This window comes from Nonomuraea sp. NBC_00507, from assembly GCF_036013525.1.
Classification (GTDB): Bacteria; Actinomycetota; Actinomycetes; order Streptosporangiales; family Streptosporangiaceae; genus Nonomuraea.
Map to the genome: position 1 here is coordinate 1,340,923 of NZ_CP107853.1, position 16,115 is coordinate 1,357,037.

The following is a 16,115-nucleotide window of genomic DNA, read 5'->3' on the forward strand; positions in this document are numbered from 1 at the left end:
GGAGCCGACATGATCAGCGCGCGCGAAGTCGTCGAGCAAGCGGGCCTCGATGTGAACATCCTGATCAACCGGCTCACCTCCGCCGCCACAGCGGAGCTGAGCGCCGTCTACCGCTACACGATCCTGACCGCCCATCCGCTCGGTTTCGCCGATGAGGAACTACGCCAGATCCTCAAGGACATCCGCGATGAGGATCGACACCACTTCGACGCGCTCGTGGGCCGCATCTACGAACTGGACGGAAGCCTCCCCGACGGCATCCGGCAGTTCCTGGAAGGCGGGCATGCAGCGCCGGAGGACGGCTCCGCCGACGCGCAGGATCCGGTCACGGCACTCATCGAAGAGGTACGACGCGCCATCCATCCCTATGACGGTCTGCGTGACCTCACCGAAGGCAAAGACCAGCGCACTTATCTCCTGGCCCAGGCGATCCGCAACGAGAAGATCGAACACCAGGCATGGCTGGAAGAGTTCCTCGGCACAGGGCCACCTGGGCGCTTCCACCGCGGCTTCCGAGGCCGCTCGCCCTTCCTCACCCGTCTGACCACTACGCCCGAGGGAACCGAACCAACTGCGTGACCCTTATCGGCCGGATGGCGTCGAAGTAGTCGCGCGTGCCGCCGCGCGGGGCGATGATCACACTGCCTTCGACGCCTTGATCGCGCCACACGCCGTACGGCGGGCCCTGCACCTGCATTGTTATCGCATGCTTGGCTCGATCGACCAGGCCGAGGAGGTGGTGCAGGAGACGCTGCTGCGGGCTTGGCGCGGCCTGGGCGGCTACGCGGGCCGGGCGCCGCTACACCACTGGCTCCACAAGGTCGCGACCATGGCCTGTCTGCGGGCCGCCGAGCGGCGCGAGCGCCTGCCCGCCGCGTTTCAGCCGCCCAAAGAAGTTGCCGTGTGAACCCGGTATGAACTCAGACTCTACCCGGAGACCTGATCACCCAGCGTGGCCCGTGCCTCGTCGAGCTCGTCGACGCACAGCGCGAACGCGACCTCGCCCTGGCATATCGACACGGGCAGCAACCACTCCGCGTTGATGTTGGCGTTCGCCAGTTTGCGCGCGAACTTGGCCGCCTCACCAGGCTGATCGGGGAAGGTCACCCTGAGCGCCGGGTGCGTTCTGAACTCGATGCCGGCTCCCTCCAGGGCCGCAGCCGCGCCCGATTCGTCCGACGCGGCAAAGTAGACGATCCCGTGGTCGCCTGAGGTCGCCCCGGCCAACTCGATGTTGACCCCGGCACGACCGAGCACCTCGCACACATGGGCCAGCTCGCCGGGCTGGTTCTTGAGTTCTACGGTGTAGATGTTCATGGCAGCTCTCCCCCGATAGGTGCCTTGACACCATCACCACTTTCATGGTAGGTGCGCCATTGGCTCCGCCAAAACCCCGCCGAACGCCGATGCCATCTAAACCTGGTTAGATCTCATCTCCATGCACCGCTTCACCGTGGCTGGTGGCTATCCTCACCCCAACCTGGGCGGGGGATCCAACGGGCGAACGGACCGGCATCGGGACTGCCCGCGGCGCTGACGCGTCGTGCTCGCCCTCGCCGCCCAGACGGCACCGCTGATGGAGACCGTCTTCCGCGCGTGCGTCGCCGGGGAGCGGGCCAAAGCGCGCACGATCCCGCCTACAACCTGAGCGTGGGCACGATCGCCGCACAGCAGCGGGGCGCCGCCACAATGCTGTTCGCGGAGTCGTGTGCATGATCCGCCTTGTTCAAGGGAACGAAAATCCAAGATCAAGGCGATGACATTGGGTATCTGTTCGGACTGATCCATGTCACCTGGTCGCGGCCGTTCCCACTAACGAATGGCTAACAAACGATCAAAAGGCCGCCACCGCTCATCAGGACGGCCGTCGGATACGTCATCTGTTACAGCGCGCCGCCGAGTCCTACCAGCGTCATGAGACACCGGACGCCGTGGGAGCGCTCACCGGCGAGGTCGAGCCGTACGGGGAGATCCCCAGGGTCTTCGGGTTGATGCCGCCGAGCCTGCTGTCCGGACGGCCGCCCGCCGACGTGGACCTCCAGTCGAGCCTGTTGGATGACATCAGCACGGGGACGAACCGGAGTCGGGCGGGGTGGATCAGGGCGTTGGCCAGCACCTCGTGGACGTACGCCCGCCTGCGGAACCTGCGCGTAGCCGGCCACGTAGCGGACCTCGGCCAGGGTGGTGTCGTTGACCAGGTCGAGCTGCTTGATCGACAGGTTGACGACGCGGCCGTCTCGTCCGAGCGCAGCCTGATGATCGACGGGACCCCGAACAGGCCGAGCCCCAGGCCAAGCCCCACCGTCGAGGAGCTGAGCACCATCGACACCGCGAGCACGCCGACGTTCACGCCCAGAAAGGCGATTACCAGGTCGCGGCGGTGGTGGCGCGGGAAGTAGACGCCGAAGGTCAGCACGGCGACGGCGGCGAGGTCGGTGGCTATGATCATCAGCTGGTTCATGGGATTTCCTTCGTCCGAGGCAGACCGCCGTCTTCGCGGGCTCCGGCGCTGTGCCGGATCAGGGAGGCAGTTTGCTGGCGGTCGGGCCGGATCCCGTCCGGGCGGGCGCAGCCCGATCGTGATCGGCCGCATCCATGACCGGGGGCATCCCTTCGCGGTGGGGTTTGGGGAGGCCGGCCGACGTGGCCGTCACTGTGGTCATGGGCTCAACGATCGACATCGGGCATTGAAGCGATCTTGGGCTTTCGTTAGGCGATGGTGAGAAGCACGCCCTTGATCAGAAGCAGGGCACAAGATCGAAGACAGGCTCCGGCCGCCGACCGATCTCCTGCTGTGTGACGATCGCGCTGTCGCTGGACCACTCCATCCGGGATTCCGCACACCGCGATGGCGTTGTCGCCGCGGCCAGCGCCCGGAGCCAGCACCGCACGCGGGCCCGGCCGGGTCTCTCGGCGCCAGCCTGGGACAAGACCGGCGGCGACTATCAGGCCTGGTCAACTCCGGTCTCATGTCGGACACAGCCGTTGACACTTAGGTTAGGCACACCTAATCATGAGATGCTTGCAGAAGACGAGAGGGACATCTCATGGCCACCATCAACACCCGGCTCGCCGCCCTCGCGGCCGCCACGCTTCTCGCTCCACTCGTGGCCGCCTGCGGCGACCAAGGCAGCCAACAGGCGGACGCCGGTGCCACGGCCACGGCCGCCCCGCAGAGCTCCACGCTCGTCATCTATTCCGGACGCGACGAAGCCTTGATCTCACCACTACTGGAGAAGCTGGAACGATCTACGGGAAGCAAGGTCGAGGTCCGCTACGGCGACAGCGCCGAGCTCGCCGGGCAACTGCTGGAGGAGGGCGACAAGACGCAGGCTGACCTGTTCCTGTCGCAGGACGCGGGCGCGCTCGGCGCCCTCGGCCAGCAGGGCCGCCTGGAGCCGCTGCCACAGCAGTCCCTGGACAAGGTCGGCCAGGCCTACCGCGCCCAGGACGGCACCTGGGTCGGTCTGTCGGGCCGGGCCCGCGTCATCGCCTACAACCCGGACAAGGCCGCCAAGGCTCCCGACAGCGTACGTGACCTCACCAAGCCGGAGTGGAAGGGCAAGGTGGGCTACGCTCCGACGAACGCCTCCTTCCAGGCCTTCGTCACCGGCATGCGCGTCCTGGACGGCGACGAGGCCACCCGCACGTGGCTGCGCGACTTCAAGGCCAACGACCCCAAGGTGTACGAGAAGAACGGCGCCATCCTCGACGCCGTCGACTCCGGCGAGATCTCCCTAGGCCTGATCAACCACTACTACTGGTTCGAGAAGGCCGCCGAGGTCGGCGCCGACAAGATGACCGCCAAGCTGCACTTCCCGGCCAAGGGCGACCCCGGCGCACTCGTCAACGTGGCCGGCGTCGGCGTCATCAAGGGCTCCGACCAGGAGGCCGCGGCCGGCAAGGCGGTCGACTACCTGCTCTCGGCCGAAGCGCAGACCTACTTCGCCGACGAGACCAAGGAATACCCGCTGGCCGCCGGCGTTACCAGCACGGTCGAGGGCCTGCCGCCGCTGGAGTCCATCGACGCGCCGAAGATCGACCTCAGCAAGCTGTCCTCGCTGCAGGAGACGCTGGTGATGCTCCAGGAAGCCGGGATGGTCTGACCCGGCGTGTCCGCACACAGGTCATCCTCCGACGCCGCGCGCAGGCCGCCGCCGCTCTTGGTCGGCTGGGCCTGCGTCGCGGCGGCGCTCGGCCTGCTGCCGCTGATCTACCTGGGCGTGCGGGCGCTCGAACGCGGCCCCGCCCACGCCTGGCAGGTGATCGCCACCGGCCGTACCCTCGAGCTGCTCGCCCGCAGCATCGGGCTCGCCGCCGTGGTTGTCGCCGCCTGCCTGCTGCTGGGCGTCTCGCTGGCCTGGCTGTCCGTGCGGACCGAGCTGCCGGGCGCGCGCGTCTGGTCGGTGCTGGCCACGCTGCCGCTGGCCGTGCCCAGTTACGTCGCGGCGTTCGCGTGGATCTCCGCCGAGCCGGGCCTGGCCGGGTTCTGGGGCGCCGCGCTCGCCCTGACTCTGGTCAGCTACCCGTACGTCTACCTGCCGGTGGCGGCGACGCTCGGCGGGATCGATCCGGCGCAGGAGGAGGCGGCGCGCTCGCTCGGACATGGCCCGCTCGGTGTGTTCCGGCGGGTCACGCTGCCGCAGCTGCGCCCGGCCGCGACCGGCGGGGCCCTGCTGGTCGCGCTGTACGTGCTGTCCGACTTCGGCGCCGTCTCGATCATGAGGTACGAGACCTTCACCCGGGCGATCTTCACCTCCTACCGGGCCAGCTTCGACCGCACCCCGGCCGCCGCGCTCGGCTGCGTGCTGGTGGTGATGACCGTGCTGCTCGTCGCGACCGAGGCGCGTACCCGCGGTCGGGCGGGCCACTCGCGCACCGGCGGCGGCACCGCCCGGCCCGCTCCGCGCGCACGGCTCGGCCGGCTGCGGTGGGCCGCGCTCGGCTGGTGCTCGGCGGTGGCCGCCGCCGCTGTGGTCTTCCCGCTGGCCAATGCTCGGCTACTGGCTGACGGCCGGCCGGTCGGGCGCCTGGGAGCCGGGCAGGCTGCTGGAGGCGGCCGGGACCACGCTGACCGTGGCCGCCCTCGGCGCGGCGCTTACCACGGCCTGCGCCCTTCCCGTCGGCATCCTCGCCGCCCGCCACCGAGGCCGCCTCGTCCACCTGCTGGAGCAGGCCGCATACGCCGGGCACGCCGTGCCCGGCATCACTGTGGCGCTGGCCATGGTGTTCCTGGCGGTGCGCTACGCCTACCCGCTCTACCAGGAACTGCCGCTGCTCGTACTCTGCTATGCGGTGTTGTTCCTGCCCGTGGCGGTGGCCGCCACCCGCGCCGCCGTGCTGCAGTCGCCACCGGTTCTGGAGGACGTGGCCCGCTCGCTCGGCGACCCGCCGCTACGGGTGCTGCGCCGGGTCACCGTGCCGCTCGCCGCACCGGGCATCGCCGCGGGGGCCGCCCTGACGTTCGTGGTGTGCATGAAGGAGTTGCCTGCCACGCTGCTGCTGCGGCCCACCGGCGCGGACACGCTCGCCACCCGGCTGTGGGCCGAGACGACCACCGCCTCCTACGCCGCGGCGGCGCCGTACGCGGCCGTGCTGATCCTGATCGCGGCCATCCCCTCATACCTGCTCGGAAGGCGACGCACGTGACGGACCTGAAGATCAGCGGACTGGTGAAGAGCTACGCGCCGCCGACGCGGGTGCTCGACAACCTTGACCTCGCCGTCCCCGCTGGACTGCTGGCCGCCGTGCTCGGGCCGTCGGGCTGCGGGAAGACGACGTTGCTGCGGGTTGTGGCCGGGTTCCTGCGCGCCGACGCCGGCACCGTGGAACTGGGCGGGCGCGTGGTGTGCGGGCCGGGGACGCATCTGCCGCCAGAGCGGCGCCGTGTCGGCATCGTCCCGCAGGAGGGCGCCCTGTTCCCGCATCTGAGCGTGGCGGCCAACGTGGCGTTCGGCCTCACCGGGACGAGCCGAGCGGAGCGGCGCCGCCGCACCGGTGAGATGCTGGAGCTGGTCGGGCTGCCCGGCTACGAGGAACGCATGCCGCACGAGTTGTCCGGCGGGCAGCAGCAGCGCGTCGCGGTCGCCCGGGCACTGTCGCCCGCCCCCGACCTGGTGCTCCTGGACGAGCCGTTCAACGCGCTCGACAGCGCTCTGCGGGCGGGCGTGCGAGCCGACGTGCGCGCCGCGCTGCTGGCCACGGGCGCCACCGGAGTGCTGGTCACCCACGACCAGCAGGAGGCGCTGTCCACCGCCGATCTGGTCGCCGTACTCAGGGACGGCAGGGTCGCCCAATGCGGCACTCCCGAGGAGGTCTACCGGCGGCCGGCCGATCTGTGGGTGGCGGGGTTCGTCGGCGAGGCGGTGTTCCTGCCCGCCACGGCGGAGGACAGCGTGGCCGACACCCCTCTCGGCCACATCCCGCTGGTGGCTCCGGCGCACGGCGGCGGCGTGATCGTGCTGCGCCCCGAACAGCTCGTGCTGGACGAGACGGGCACGCCCGGCACGGTGGTGGAGGTCCGCTTCTACGGCCACGACGCCATGGTGCGCGTGGCCGTGGACGGCCTGGCCGAACCGGTAGCGGTCCGGGTGCCCGGCCCCGCCGGGGTCCGGCCAGGAGAGGAGGCGGGCGTGTCAGTCACCGGGGTCGCGACCCTGCACCCCGGGCCCTTGGCGGCTTCAGAGTGACGTGCCTTCGCACTTGCATACGACGGCGGGGACGGGAACGGGAACGGTCCCTCCCCGCTCACACCACGGGGCATGCGGCGCGGGCACGGGCGCGTTCAGGCCGGTTGTTCAGAGGCCGAAGGGTGGTCGGGTGTGGTGGCAGAAGCGGCGTGGATGCGGACCTGGGTAACGGCGTGGCGGTCAACGGCTGCGACCTGCAACTGCCAATCGCCTGCGGTGACGCTCTCGCCGGGTGCGGCGGGCACGTGGCCGAGCAGGGCGAGAACGAGACCGGCAATGGTGGTGTAGTCGCCGTCGGGGCGGGTCTCGAGGTGGACGTCGAGGTCTGTCAGGTCGTGGATGGGGAAGCTGCCGGGCAATAGTATGCTGCCGTCGGCTTCTGGCCGGATGTCGATGGTGTCGCGGTCGGTCTCGTCGTAGATCTCGCCGACAACCTCTTCGAGCAGGTCTTCCAGGGTGACGATGCCGCCGGCCACACCATGCTCGTCGATGACGAGGGCGAACTGCTGAGGCGCCGCGTGTGCTGCGGCGCGGCGACGATTGGGAGCTGGACGCTTCCTTGCGTATCGACGAGACCGCCTTGGAGACCGATCTGAACCTGCCGGACGAGGACGAGTACGACACCCTGGCCGGGCTCATCCTGCACCGGCTCGGCCGCTTCGCCGTCCCCGGCGACGTCGTCACCACCGAACTGCCCGCCACCCTCGACTCGAGCGCGGCCACACACGCCCGGATCGAGGTGCTGACGCTGAACCGGCACGTCCCCGAACGCGTCCGCCTCACCCCCTACCGGCCCGACGATCACGACGGCCACGACGGCCACGACGGCCACGACGGTCACGACGGCCGCGAAGGCGAGGAACAGCCGTGAACGTCCATCGGCCTGATGCTGACCCTGGTCCTGCTGGTCGGCAACGGCTTCTTCGTCGCCGCCGAGTTCGCCCTGGTCGCCGCCAAGCGCCACCGGCTGGAAAGGGCTGCACCAGCGGCAGCAGAGCGGCCTCCGCCGCCCTGGCCGGCATCAAGGAACTGTCACTGATGCTGGCCGGCGCCCAGCTCGCCATCACGCTGTGCTCACTCGGCCTGGGCGTGGTCTCCGAACCGCTGATCGCCAGCACGCTCACCCCGCTCTTTCACGCCGTAGGCCTGCCCGAGGCCGCCGCGCACGCGGTGGCGTTCGTCATCGCGCTCGCCGTCGTGACGTTCCTGCACATGGTGCTCGGCGAGATGGCACCGAAATCCTGGGCGATCGCTCACCCCGAACGCTCGGCCACCCTCCTCGCGCTGCCGTTCCGTGCCTTCACCCTGCTGGTACGCCCGCTGATCAGCGCCTTGAACGCGGTCAGCAATGGCCTGCTGCGCTTGGTCAAGGTGCGCCCGCGCGAGGAGGGCGCCAACCCGCGCACGCCGGAGCAGCTGCAGCACCTGGTGGCCGAATCTCGCCGGCTCGGGCTGATCGAGGCCAACGACCACGCCGTGCTCAGTCAGGCCCTGCGCGCCACCCACGCCGACATCACCCCGCTGATCATCCCGCCCGGCCAGATCATCGCGGTGCCCGCTGCCGCCACCGCCCAGCAGGTGATCGACGCCTGCCTGCGCGCGCAGCGCTCCCGCCTGCTGGTCGGCAGCCCTGCCGATCCGGCCGGCGTGGTGCACATCCGCGACGCCTACCTGGCCCGCAAACGCGGCACCGACGTCACGGCCGCCCAGCTCGCCTACCGGATCCCGGCGCTGCCGCCCGGCACCTCCGTCGCCGACGCCGTCGCCCGGCTGCGTGCCGCCCGCAGCCAGATCGCCCTCATCCGCGCCGACGACGGGGCCACTGCGGGCATCGTCAGCCTCGACGACCTGCTGACCACCCTGCTAGTGCCCGCCTGACCCCAGCTGCCTGACCTCGGTTCAGAACGCCAGGAGAAACTCATACACGTTCAGCGCCCACACCAGCAGCCATAACAGCACGGCGGGAAGGCGAATCAGCGCCCGCCCAGGCCCGCCCTCATGCACGTAACCACAACGCTTTCCTCCACGGCGATGGCAACTCCCAGTCTGCATCCCCGCGGCCCGCGCCCGAACGCCGATTCCGCGCAGGCAACAGGCGCCGCCTTTGGATCCCTAATTGGACGATGGCAGGTTCGCGACGATCCTTCGGGCCCGCTACGCGCCCCGGGCCGTTCGGAGGATAACGGTCGCAGCCCCACGCGGGCAGCGTGCTGTTCCACGGGAACGCGATGCGGCAGCGGTGGGTTCCGCTGCCGAGCCCACCCGGCGGGCCTACGGCTCGCGGAGCGGGAGGCGTACGCGGAACGTGGCGCCGGTGCCGGGGCGGGAGTGGGCTGACACCTCACCGCCGTGCGCGGTCACCACGGCCTGGACGATGGACAGGCCGAGACCGGCACCGCCGCGGCGAGTATCGTTCCCGTGCCGGTGGTCCTCCCGGTAGAAGCGCTGGAAGACCAGCGCGGCCTGCTCCTCGTCCAGCCCCGGCCCCTGGTCGGCGACCTCGATCAGCGCGTGGCCGTCCGCTGTGCCGACGCGTAGGGCCGCCGGGGTGCCCGCGGGGGTGTGGTGGAGCACGTTGGCTAGCAGGTTGCCCATCACCTGGCGGAGGTGGGCGGCGTCGCCCGTCACCCAAACCGGCCCGTCGTGATCCAGCGACAGCGGCCGATCGGGATCGACGGCCAGCGTGTCGGCCACCGCGTCGGCGGCCAGCTCGGTCAGCTCGACGGGCGCGCGGTCCAGCGGGCGGCCCTGGTCGAGGCGGGCCAGCAGGAGCATCTCGTCCACCAGGGAGCCCATCCTGGTCGCCTCGGCCTCGATCCTGGCCATCGCCTTCTCCAGGTCGTCCTCGCGCACGGCCGCGCCGCGCCGGAACAGCTCCGCGTAGCCGCGGATGGTGGCGATCGGGGTGCGGAGTTCGTGGGAGGCGTCGGCGACGAAGCGGCGCAGCCGTTCCTCCGACGTCTGCCGCTGGCGGAAGGCGTCCTCGATCTGGCCGAGCATCGCGTTGAGCGCATCGCCGAGCCGCCCGACCTCAGTGCCCGGCTGAGCCGTTTCGACCCGGCGCCCGAAATCCCCTGCGCCGATCGCCGCCGCGGTCTCGACGATGCGGTCCAACGGGCGCAGCCCGCCCCGGATCAAGTGGGCGGCCAGCAGGGTCAGGCAGGCCAGCCCGAACCCGGAAGTTCCGATCAGCACGAACGCCACCCGCTCGGACAGCTCGTCGGTGGCGGCCATGAGCTGCTGCGGGGTGCTCAGGGCGAGCAGGCGGGAGTTGCCGGGGCCGCGCCAGTCCTGGATGGCGCCGAACGTCGCCCCGGCCGCCAGGCCCAGTGCTAGGGCCAACAGGCCGACCACGGTGGCGACCAGGCGGGCTCGCAGCGACATCAGGTCTCCCTGGGCAGGCGCAGGACGTACCCGACGCGGGGCACGGTGTGGATGAGAGGCGGGTCCACGAGGTCCACCTTGCGGCGCAGGTAGCTGATGTAGGTCTGCACCACGCCGTCGTTGCCGCCGAAGTCGTACTCCCAGACGTGGTCCAGGATCTGCCGCTTGGTCACCACCCGGCCGGCGTTGGCCACCAGGAAGCGCAGCAGCTTGAACTCGGTCGGGGTCAGGTCGAGCAGGGCGCCGTCCCGCCGTACCTCGTAGGCGTCCTCGTCGATGACCAGGTCTTGGAAGCTCAGCAGGCTACTGTCCGGCTCCGCCTGCTTGGTACGGCGCAGCACCGCCCGGATCCGGGCGATCAGCTCTTCCAGGCTGAACGGCTTGGTGACGTAGTCGTCGCCCCCCACGGTCAGCCCACCGATCTTGTCCTCGGTCGCGTCCCGCGCGGTGAGGAACACCACCGGGATCTCCACCCCGGCGGCCCGGATCCTGCGGCACACCTCGGTGCCCAGCACGTCCGGCAGCATCACGTCCAGCACGATGAGATCCGGCCGGAGCGAGTCGGTCATGGCGACCGCCGCCGCGCCGGTGGCGGCGATCGCGGTCTCGAATCTTTCGTACCTGAGGGCGGTCGCGACAAGATCGGCGAGATAGGGTTCGTCGTCCACGACAAGGATGCGGCTCACGTGCCCAGTCTCACCCGCCCAGCGAAGAAGATCCCACCTAGCTCGGCGATTCACAGAAGCGTCTAAGAACGGCCCCACAGCGGCTGAAGATCGTTTTGATCCACTGGGCGCCATGGAGAGACTCTCGGCCTTCGTTCTGCGACGCAAGGGACTGGTCGCAATGCTGGCCCTGCTGGCGTTCTTCCTCGGCATGGGCGCCACCCCCATCGCCATCCAACGCCTGTCCGAGGAGTACGCCCACCCGGGCATGCCCGCCTTCGACGCCAACCAGGAGATCGTTCGGATCTACGGCAACGGCGGCTACCAGCGGCCGTTCGTCCCGGTCGTGGTCCTGCCGGAGGGGCAGCGCGCGGACGCGAGCAAGAACGCGATCGGCAGGGCCTTCGGCGCGGTGGCCGCCAAGCTGCCGCAGGCCCGCGTCGTGTCCTTTGCCGACACCGGCGACCCACGACTGGTCGGTGCCGACGGCCGCACCACGTTCGGCCTGGTGTATCCCGGCACCTACTCCGACGGCAGCCCGCCGGGCGGCGGGCTCGGCGAGACGCCCGACGAGAGCCCGATCATCGTCGCGGCGATGATCCCGCACCTGCCGCCCGGCACCCAGGTGCACGTCACCGGGTTGGACACGCTCGCGCCCAGCGTGGACGCGGGCGGCGTGGACGTGTCCGCCAAGATCGGCATCGGCGTGCTCGCTGCGGTGGTCGTGCTGTTCCTGGTGTTCCGCTCGATGCTGGCGCTCGTCCCCATCCTCATCTCGGTTCTGTCGATCTTCGGATCGTTCATCGTGATCCTGCTGCTCACGCTCGTGATGACGGTGCACGACGTGGCGCTGACCACCATGCCGCTGCTCGGCTTCGGCATCGCCGTCGACTACTCACTGCTGCTGGTCGCCCGCTGGCGCGAGGAACAGGCCAACGGCCACCGCGGTGACGAGGCGGTGCACCGGGCCATGGCGGGCGCCGGCCGCGCGGTGCTGTTCAGCGGCGTGGCGGTGGCCATCGGGCTGGTGACCATGGTGGTGCTGCCGGTGCCGTTCCTGCGCAGTCTGGGCATCGCCGGCATGATCATCGCCGCGGTGAGCGTGGCCGCGACGCTGACCGTGCTGCCGGTGCTGCTCGCGCTCACCGGCCAGCGGCTGGATCGCCGGGCCGCGACGGGCCGGCGCTTCGCCCGAGAGGCCGACGCCGGGCGGGCTTGGTCGGCCTGGGCGCGCGGCGTCGTACGGCTGCGCTGGCCTGCGGCGCTGGTCTCCGGCGGCCTGCTGCTGGCCCTGGCGCTGACCGGGCTCGGCGTCAATCTGGGCCTGCCTGAGAGCCGGAACCTGCTGATGACCGGGCCGGGGCACCAGGGCCTGACCGCGCTCACCGGGGCGGGCCTGCCCGCCGGCTCGATCACGCCGATCGATGCCCTGGTCACCGGCGACCCGGCGGCCGCCGTCGAGCGCATCAAGCGAGTCGAGGGCGTGGCCACCGTGCTCGCGCCGCAGACGCCCGCCTGGCGGCGCGACAGCACCGCGGTCATCGCGGTGCTGCCGGCGGCCGAGAACGGCACCGCGGCCGGCGAGGCCGCCATCACCCGTGTCCGCGCCGCCGCCCAGGACGACGTGCGGGTCGGCGGGAATGCAGCGCAGAGCATGGATTTCCAGCAACACACCTACGGAGCCTTCCCGTGGATGCTGGCGCTGATCGCGCTGGTCACGTTCGTGATGCTGGCCCGGGCGTTCCGGTCGCTGCTGCTGCCGCTCAAGGCGATCGCGCTCAATCTGCTCTCGCTCGGCGCGGTGATCGGCGCCATGGTGCTGCTGTGGCAGTTCGGCTGGGGCACCCGGGAGATCCTGGACATCCAGCCCACCGGCTCGATCGGCGAGTTCGTCCCCCTGACGATCTTCGCGTTCCTGTACGGGCTCAGCATGGACTATGAGGTGTTCATCCTGGCCCGGATGCGCGAGGAGTACGACAAGTCCGGCGACACCCGCCAGGCGGTCGTGGAGGGCGTCGGCCGCACCGGGCGGCTGGTGAGCTCGGCCGCGCTGATCCTGTTCATCTCATTCGCCGCCCTGGCCATGACCCCGGAACTGGACGTCAAAGTCTTCGCCAGCGGCCTGGCGCTCGGCATCCTGCTGGACGCCACCCTCATTCGCGGCGTCCTGGTCCCCGCCGTCGTGGCGATGATGGGCCGGTGGAACTGGTGGCTGCCGGGCTTGGCGGCCCGCCTGCTGCGCGTCGATCCCTCGCCGCTGCGAGACGAACACCCCGAGCGGGTCCCCGAGCCCGTCAGCTGATGGACAGCGATACGGCCACCGCCCGTGCGGGCGGTGGCCAGGGTTCGCGGCGCCCGGGGCCGTACCTGCCCCGGCTCGCGATCTCCATCACCGTCGCGGACGGCACCGCCGACCTGAGGGTTATCGGCGCGACGGTCCGGGACACCGCGGTCACCGTCACCGGTTGCTCAACCGGGCCCTCAGCACTAGCTCGTCCGCCGCCGACCGCTGCGACCAGCGCTGGGTAAACCGTTTGGCGGCGGGGCCGTCCCCTGGCAGGGTCATGATCTTATGAGCAGCCGCCCCGCCATCACTGAGGTTCCGTCCGGGCCGGTGCCCGTCCCCGGCATCGTCACGACGCTCGCCGGTGACGCCGCCATCACCCCCGTGTGGCGCAACGAGCTCGGCGGCCTGACCTTCCGCCTGGACGACGGAAGTGACGGCACCAGATACGTCAAGTGGATCGCCACCGGCACCCCTGAGATCGACCTGCCCGGCGAAGCCGAGCGCCTGGCCTGGGCGCAGCGCTGGGTGCGCGTCCCGCCGCTCCTCGACCACGGCACCGACGCCGACGGTGCGTGGCTGCTCACCGCGGCCGTATCCGGCCGGTCGGCGGTGGAGCCCCGGTGGAAGGCCGAGCCCGCCACCGCGGCGGCCGCGATCGGCCGTGGACTGCGTCTGCTCCACAACGCCCTACCGACGGAGGGATGCCCGTTCGACTGGAGCGTCGAGCGGCGGCTCGTCCGCGCCGACGAGCGCATCGCCGACGGCGAGGGACCGGCCGACTGGTCCCCCGAGCACCGGCATCTTGGGCTCGCCGAGGCCCGGGCGCGGCTCGGCGAACCGCCCGCGATCGACCGGCTCGTGGTCTGCCACGGGGACGCCTGCGCCCCCAACACCTTGCTGGACGACGACGGCACCTTCGCCGCGCACGTCGACCTGGGTTCGCTCGGGGTGGCCGACCGGTGGGCGGACCTGGCGGTCGCGACGTGGAGCCTCGGATGGGACTACGGCCCCGGCTTCGAGGGCATCCTGTACGACGCCTACGGGATCGACCCCGACCCAGAGCGCATCGCCTACTACCGCCTGCTCTACGACCTGGCGTGACCGCCCACACCTCTCAGATGACGGTGCGGCCGAGGCCGCCGGCCAGGTCGTCGAGAGCTCGTGGGGTACAGGGCGGAGCGGGGCGAACGAGCCGCCCCCAGTGCCGGGGGCAGGCCGCCGTAGATCGCGTACCACCGGCCGGGCCGCCGAGGGTCCGCCCGGCTGTCCAGATAAGAACGCCCTCGGCTGCCACGCCTTCACCCGCGCCGACACCGGCATCGGGCTGCGTCCCTTCCACGACCGGGCCGTGGCCGGCGAGCGAAACCTTGGGGAGCCACGACGATGAGCACACCGTCGCCCTGACGCAAGTAAGGACACAAGCTGGTCTTTCGGGCATGTCGGGCCCAGCACGGCTTTCCTTCACTCCTACCATGATCACAACTCGCCGCAACACCGCGGCCGTCCTCCTCACCATGATCACCCTTCCCCTGTCGATCACGACGGCCGCCTCGATATCGTCCCCGGGCCGCCGCAGCCTCCTCGCGGTCGGATCCCTGCCCTTGCGGGAACCCGCTTCCTGCGGTGCGCGTACACGGGCGGGTCTCTGACGCTCTCAGTTTCCCTTCGGCTGTTGACGGCGAGTACGTCCGTCTGTGGCCGCTCGCCTTCGCCTCGCTGCTGGACCGGGTACCCGGCATCGAACGTTTCCAGATCGTCCAGACCGCTCCCTCCGCCTTTCGCGTCCGCCTCCTGCCCACCCCGGGAGCCGACCCGAACCCGGCTTTGGAACATGGCCCTCGACGAGATCACCCGCCTGGTCGCGGCCGTTCCCACTAACGAATGGCTAACAAACGATCAAAAGCCGCCTCCCGATCATCCGGGAAACGGCCTCTGAACTGGTCAAATCTGTGGGGCTACCAGGACTTGAGCCTGAGACCTCTTCCTTATCAGCACGATCAACGGCCGTGTCCTACGGCTCCCGCCACGGAATGCGCTGGTGTATCCGGCTGAGTTGATCTGGCTTCGTTCGGGGCCGTTGCCGTCTTCGTTGCCGTCAGGCGTCTCACTTATCGCGCTGGTCGTAGATGGCAAGCGCGACGGCACCAACCATGAACCCGATGCCTATCAGGGCACATGAGATCGCGAATCCTGGCTCTTGGTGATGCTGCCAATGTGCTTGTGCACGGCATTGTCGCTGATCATCAGCTGCTCGGCGATGTCGGCATTGCCCTGATCCTGCGCCATGAGGGTGAGCACTTCGCGCTCTCACTCAGCTCAGCGACACGTTTGGTGAGACGGTCCAGATCGGCGGGATCGGCCCCAACCAGCGACCCGAACTCCACCCCCACAGCAGCCTCCGCCCGGGGGCACCCGGCCGGAGGCGGGACACCGAGCAGGGCGGCCGCGCGGCAATGCCGCCGCCGACGGGCCGTTGCCGCTTCGTGCTACGGAGCCAGGAAACCGGTGATCGAGCGCCGGAGATTGTCCCCAGCACTCGCCTCCACCTTCCTGACCCGGTGAAACGTACCGGCCACCATCACCACGAGCCGGTTCGGCCGCGGCGCTATGGACGTAGCCGGCATGGGCGCGTTCATCAGGTCCTTGGGGATGTCAAGCTCGACACAGGGCACCTCGTCCACCGAGCAGTCGAACAGCTCGAGTTCGCCGCCCCACGTCGCTCGCCACTCGCTCGACAGGTACAGCGTGAACGCCGCGCCGCGGCCGCGCCCGTCGTCGTGCCAGCCTAATCCGGAGCCTCGGCCGTATCTCCAGAACCTGAAATGCTCACAGTCCGCGAGCTTCAGATCCAGGGCTTCAAGCCCCTTCCGAATGGCCGACTTCACCGCTTCGCCATGGTCGTCGCCAACCTTTGCCGAGGCGAAAGAGGAGTCGGCGTGGAATGCCACCCCGTCGAATACCGGGTCGATCGAGCTGAAGGAGGGCCGATGCTTCACCGACCGCTCTTCCTTCGCCCATGCGTCGAAGGCGTCCTGATGCAGCGCATTGTCGATCACGACGAATCGTCGCCCAAGCGCGGTGGCCACGCTG

At 70.1% G+C, this 16,115-nt stretch carries 18 protein-coding genes and 1 pseudogene; 11 read left to right on the top strand and 8 right to left on the bottom strand.

Annotated elements, in window-relative coordinates; translation table 11 throughout:
* Positions 1 to 9 precede the first annotated feature (9 nt).
* Both OHA25_RS06960 and OHA25_RS06965 read left to right on the top strand, forming a co-directional pair.
* Positions 10 to 579 (top strand): ferritin-like domain-containing protein, encoded by a 570-nt coding sequence (locus OHA25_RS06960; protein ID WP_327586763.1) that lies wholly within the window; start codon positions 10 to 12, stop codon positions 577 to 579.
* A gap of 76 nt (positions 580 to 655) precedes the next feature.
* A complete protein-coding gene (locus tag OHA25_RS06965; RefSeq protein ID WP_327586764.1) occupies positions 656 to 907 on the top strand; it encodes a sigma factor in 252 nt (83 codons plus the stop codon).
* Between the two features lie 20 nt (positions 908 to 927).
* Here OHA25_RS06965 and OHA25_RS06970 read toward each other — a convergent pair whose 3' ends face one another.
* A complete protein-coding gene (locus OHA25_RS06970; RefSeq protein WP_327586765.1) occupies positions 928 to 1,317 on the bottom strand; it encodes a hypothetical protein in 390 nt (129 codons plus the stop codon).
* A gap of 595 nt (positions 1,318 to 1,912) precedes the next feature.
* Positions 1,913 to 2,461 (bottom strand): DUF4956 domain-containing protein, encoded by a 549-nt coding sequence (locus OHA25_RS06975; RefSeq protein ID WP_327586766.1) that lies wholly within the window; start codon positions 2,459 to 2,461, stop codon positions 1,913 to 1,915.
* A 586-nt stretch (positions 2,462 to 3,047) separates the two neighbouring features.
* On the opposite strand from OHA25_RS06975, the gene OHA25_RS06980 reads away from it, so the two are divergent.
* Together OHA25_RS06980 and OHA25_RS06985 are read left to right on the top strand one after the other, a co-directional pair.
* Positions 3,048 to 4,106, top strand: a complete 1,059-nt coding sequence (locus tag OHA25_RS06980) for an iron ABC transporter substrate-binding protein (RefSeq protein ID WP_327586767.1) — start codon at positions 3,048 to 3,050, stop codon at positions 4,104 to 4,106.
* Between the two features lie 264 nt (positions 4,107 to 4,370).
* Positions 4,371 to 4,772 (top strand): annotated as a pseudogene (locus OHA25_RS06985) (ABC transporter permease); the annotation flags it as partial.
* On the opposite strand, the gene OHA25_RS06990 reads toward OHA25_RS06985, so the two are convergent.
* Entirely contained in the window at positions 4,760 to 4,993 is a 234-nt protein-coding gene (locus OHA25_RS06990; RefSeq protein ID WP_327591239.1) for a hypothetical protein, read from the bottom strand. The pseudogene OHA25_RS06985 and the gene OHA25_RS06990 sit on opposite strands and share 13 nt — an antisense overlap.
* On the opposite strand from OHA25_RS06990, the gene OHA25_RS06995 reads away from it, so the two are divergent.
* Entirely contained in the window at positions 4,993 to 5,649 is a 657-nt protein-coding gene (locus OHA25_RS06995) for an ABC transporter permease (protein WP_327590937.1), read from the top strand. The genes OHA25_RS06990 and OHA25_RS06995 overlap by 1 nt on opposite strands.
* Positions 5,646 to 6,689: an ABC transporter ATP-binding protein gene (locus tag OHA25_RS07000; protein ID WP_327590938.1), complete on the top strand. Its 1,044-nt coding sequence runs from the start codon at positions 5,646 to 5,648 to the stop codon at positions 6,687 to 6,689. The genes OHA25_RS06995 and OHA25_RS07000 overlap by 4 nt, the downstream gene beginning before the upstream one ends.
* A 95-nt stretch (positions 6,690 to 6,784) precedes the next feature.
* Here OHA25_RS07000 and OHA25_RS07005 read toward each other — a convergent pair whose 3' ends face one another.
* Positions 6,785 to 7,165 (bottom strand): transporter associated domain-containing protein, encoded by a 381-nt coding sequence (locus tag OHA25_RS07005; protein WP_327586768.1) that lies wholly within the window; start codon positions 7,163 to 7,165, stop codon positions 6,785 to 6,787.
* A 44-nt stretch (positions 7,166 to 7,209) separates the two neighbouring features.
* Between OHA25_RS07005 and OHA25_RS07010 the strand changes: the two genes are divergently transcribed.
* The 3 genes from OHA25_RS07010 to OHA25_RS07020 are packed head-to-tail and all read left to right on the top strand — an operon-like array spanning position 7,210 to position 8,567.
* Positions 7,210 to 7,560, top strand: a complete 351-nt coding sequence (locus OHA25_RS07010) for a transporter associated domain-containing protein (protein WP_327586769.1) — start codon at positions 7,210 to 7,212, stop codon at positions 7,558 to 7,560.
* Between the two features lie 15 nt (positions 7,561 to 7,575).
* On the top strand, positions 7,576 to 7,728 hold the full coding sequence (locus OHA25_RS07015; RefSeq protein ID WP_327586770.1) for a CNNM domain-containing protein: 153 nt from the start codon (positions 7,576 to 7,578) through the stop codon (positions 7,726 to 7,728).
* The gene (locus OHA25_RS07020) at positions 7,728 to 8,567 is read left to right on the top strand and encodes a CNNM domain-containing protein (RefSeq protein WP_327586771.1); all 840 of its coding nucleotides are present in this window, start codon (positions 7,728 to 7,730) and stop codon (positions 8,565 to 8,567) included. The genes OHA25_RS07015 and OHA25_RS07020 overlap by 1 nt, the downstream gene beginning before the upstream one ends.
* A gap of 393 nt (positions 8,568 to 8,960) precedes the next feature.
* On the opposite strand, the gene OHA25_RS07025 is transcribed toward OHA25_RS07020, so the two are convergent.
* Together OHA25_RS07025 and OHA25_RS07030 are read right to left on the bottom strand one after the other, a co-directional pair.
* Positions 8,961 to 10,073 (bottom strand): sensor histidine kinase, encoded by a 1,113-nt coding sequence (locus tag OHA25_RS07025; protein ID WP_327586772.1) that lies wholly within the window; start codon positions 10,071 to 10,073, stop codon positions 8,961 to 8,963.
* Positions 10,073 to 10,759 (bottom strand): response regulator transcription factor, encoded by a 687-nt coding sequence (locus OHA25_RS07030; RefSeq protein ID WP_327586773.1) that lies wholly within the window; start codon positions 10,757 to 10,759, stop codon positions 10,073 to 10,075. Before OHA25_RS07030 ends, OHA25_RS07025 begins: the two co-directional genes overlap by 1 nt.
* Before the next feature lie 112 nt (positions 10,760 to 10,871).
* Here OHA25_RS07030 and OHA25_RS07035 point away from each other — a divergent pair, with 112 nt between their 5' ends.
* Positions 10,872 to 13,040 (top strand): MMPL family transporter, encoded by a 2,169-nt coding sequence (locus tag OHA25_RS07035; RefSeq protein ID WP_327586774.1) that lies wholly within the window; start codon positions 10,872 to 10,874, stop codon positions 13,038 to 13,040.
* 270 nt (positions 13,041 to 13,310) lie between these two features.
* A complete protein-coding gene (locus OHA25_RS07040; protein WP_327586775.1) occupies positions 13,311 to 14,126 on the top strand; it encodes an aminoglycoside 3'-phosphotransferase in 816 nt (271 codons plus the stop codon).
* Positions 14,127 to 15,191: 1,065 nt separating this feature from the next.
* Here the strand turns inward: OHA25_RS07040 and OHA25_RS07045 are convergent.
* Both OHA25_RS07045 and OHA25_RS07050 read right to left on the bottom strand, forming a co-directional pair.
* Positions 15,192 to 15,323, bottom strand: coding sequence for a LuxR C-terminal-related transcriptional regulator (locus tag OHA25_RS07045; RefSeq protein ID WP_327586776.1), 132 nt, complete (start codon positions 15,321 to 15,323; stop codon positions 15,192 to 15,194).
* A 188-nt stretch (positions 15,324 to 15,511) separates the two neighbouring features.
* Positions 15,512 to 16,111 (bottom strand): 2OG-Fe(II) oxygenase, encoded by a 600-nt coding sequence (locus OHA25_RS07050; RefSeq protein WP_327586777.1) that lies wholly within the window; start codon positions 16,109 to 16,111, stop codon positions 15,512 to 15,514.
* Positions 16,112 to 16,115: the final 4 nt, after the last annotated feature.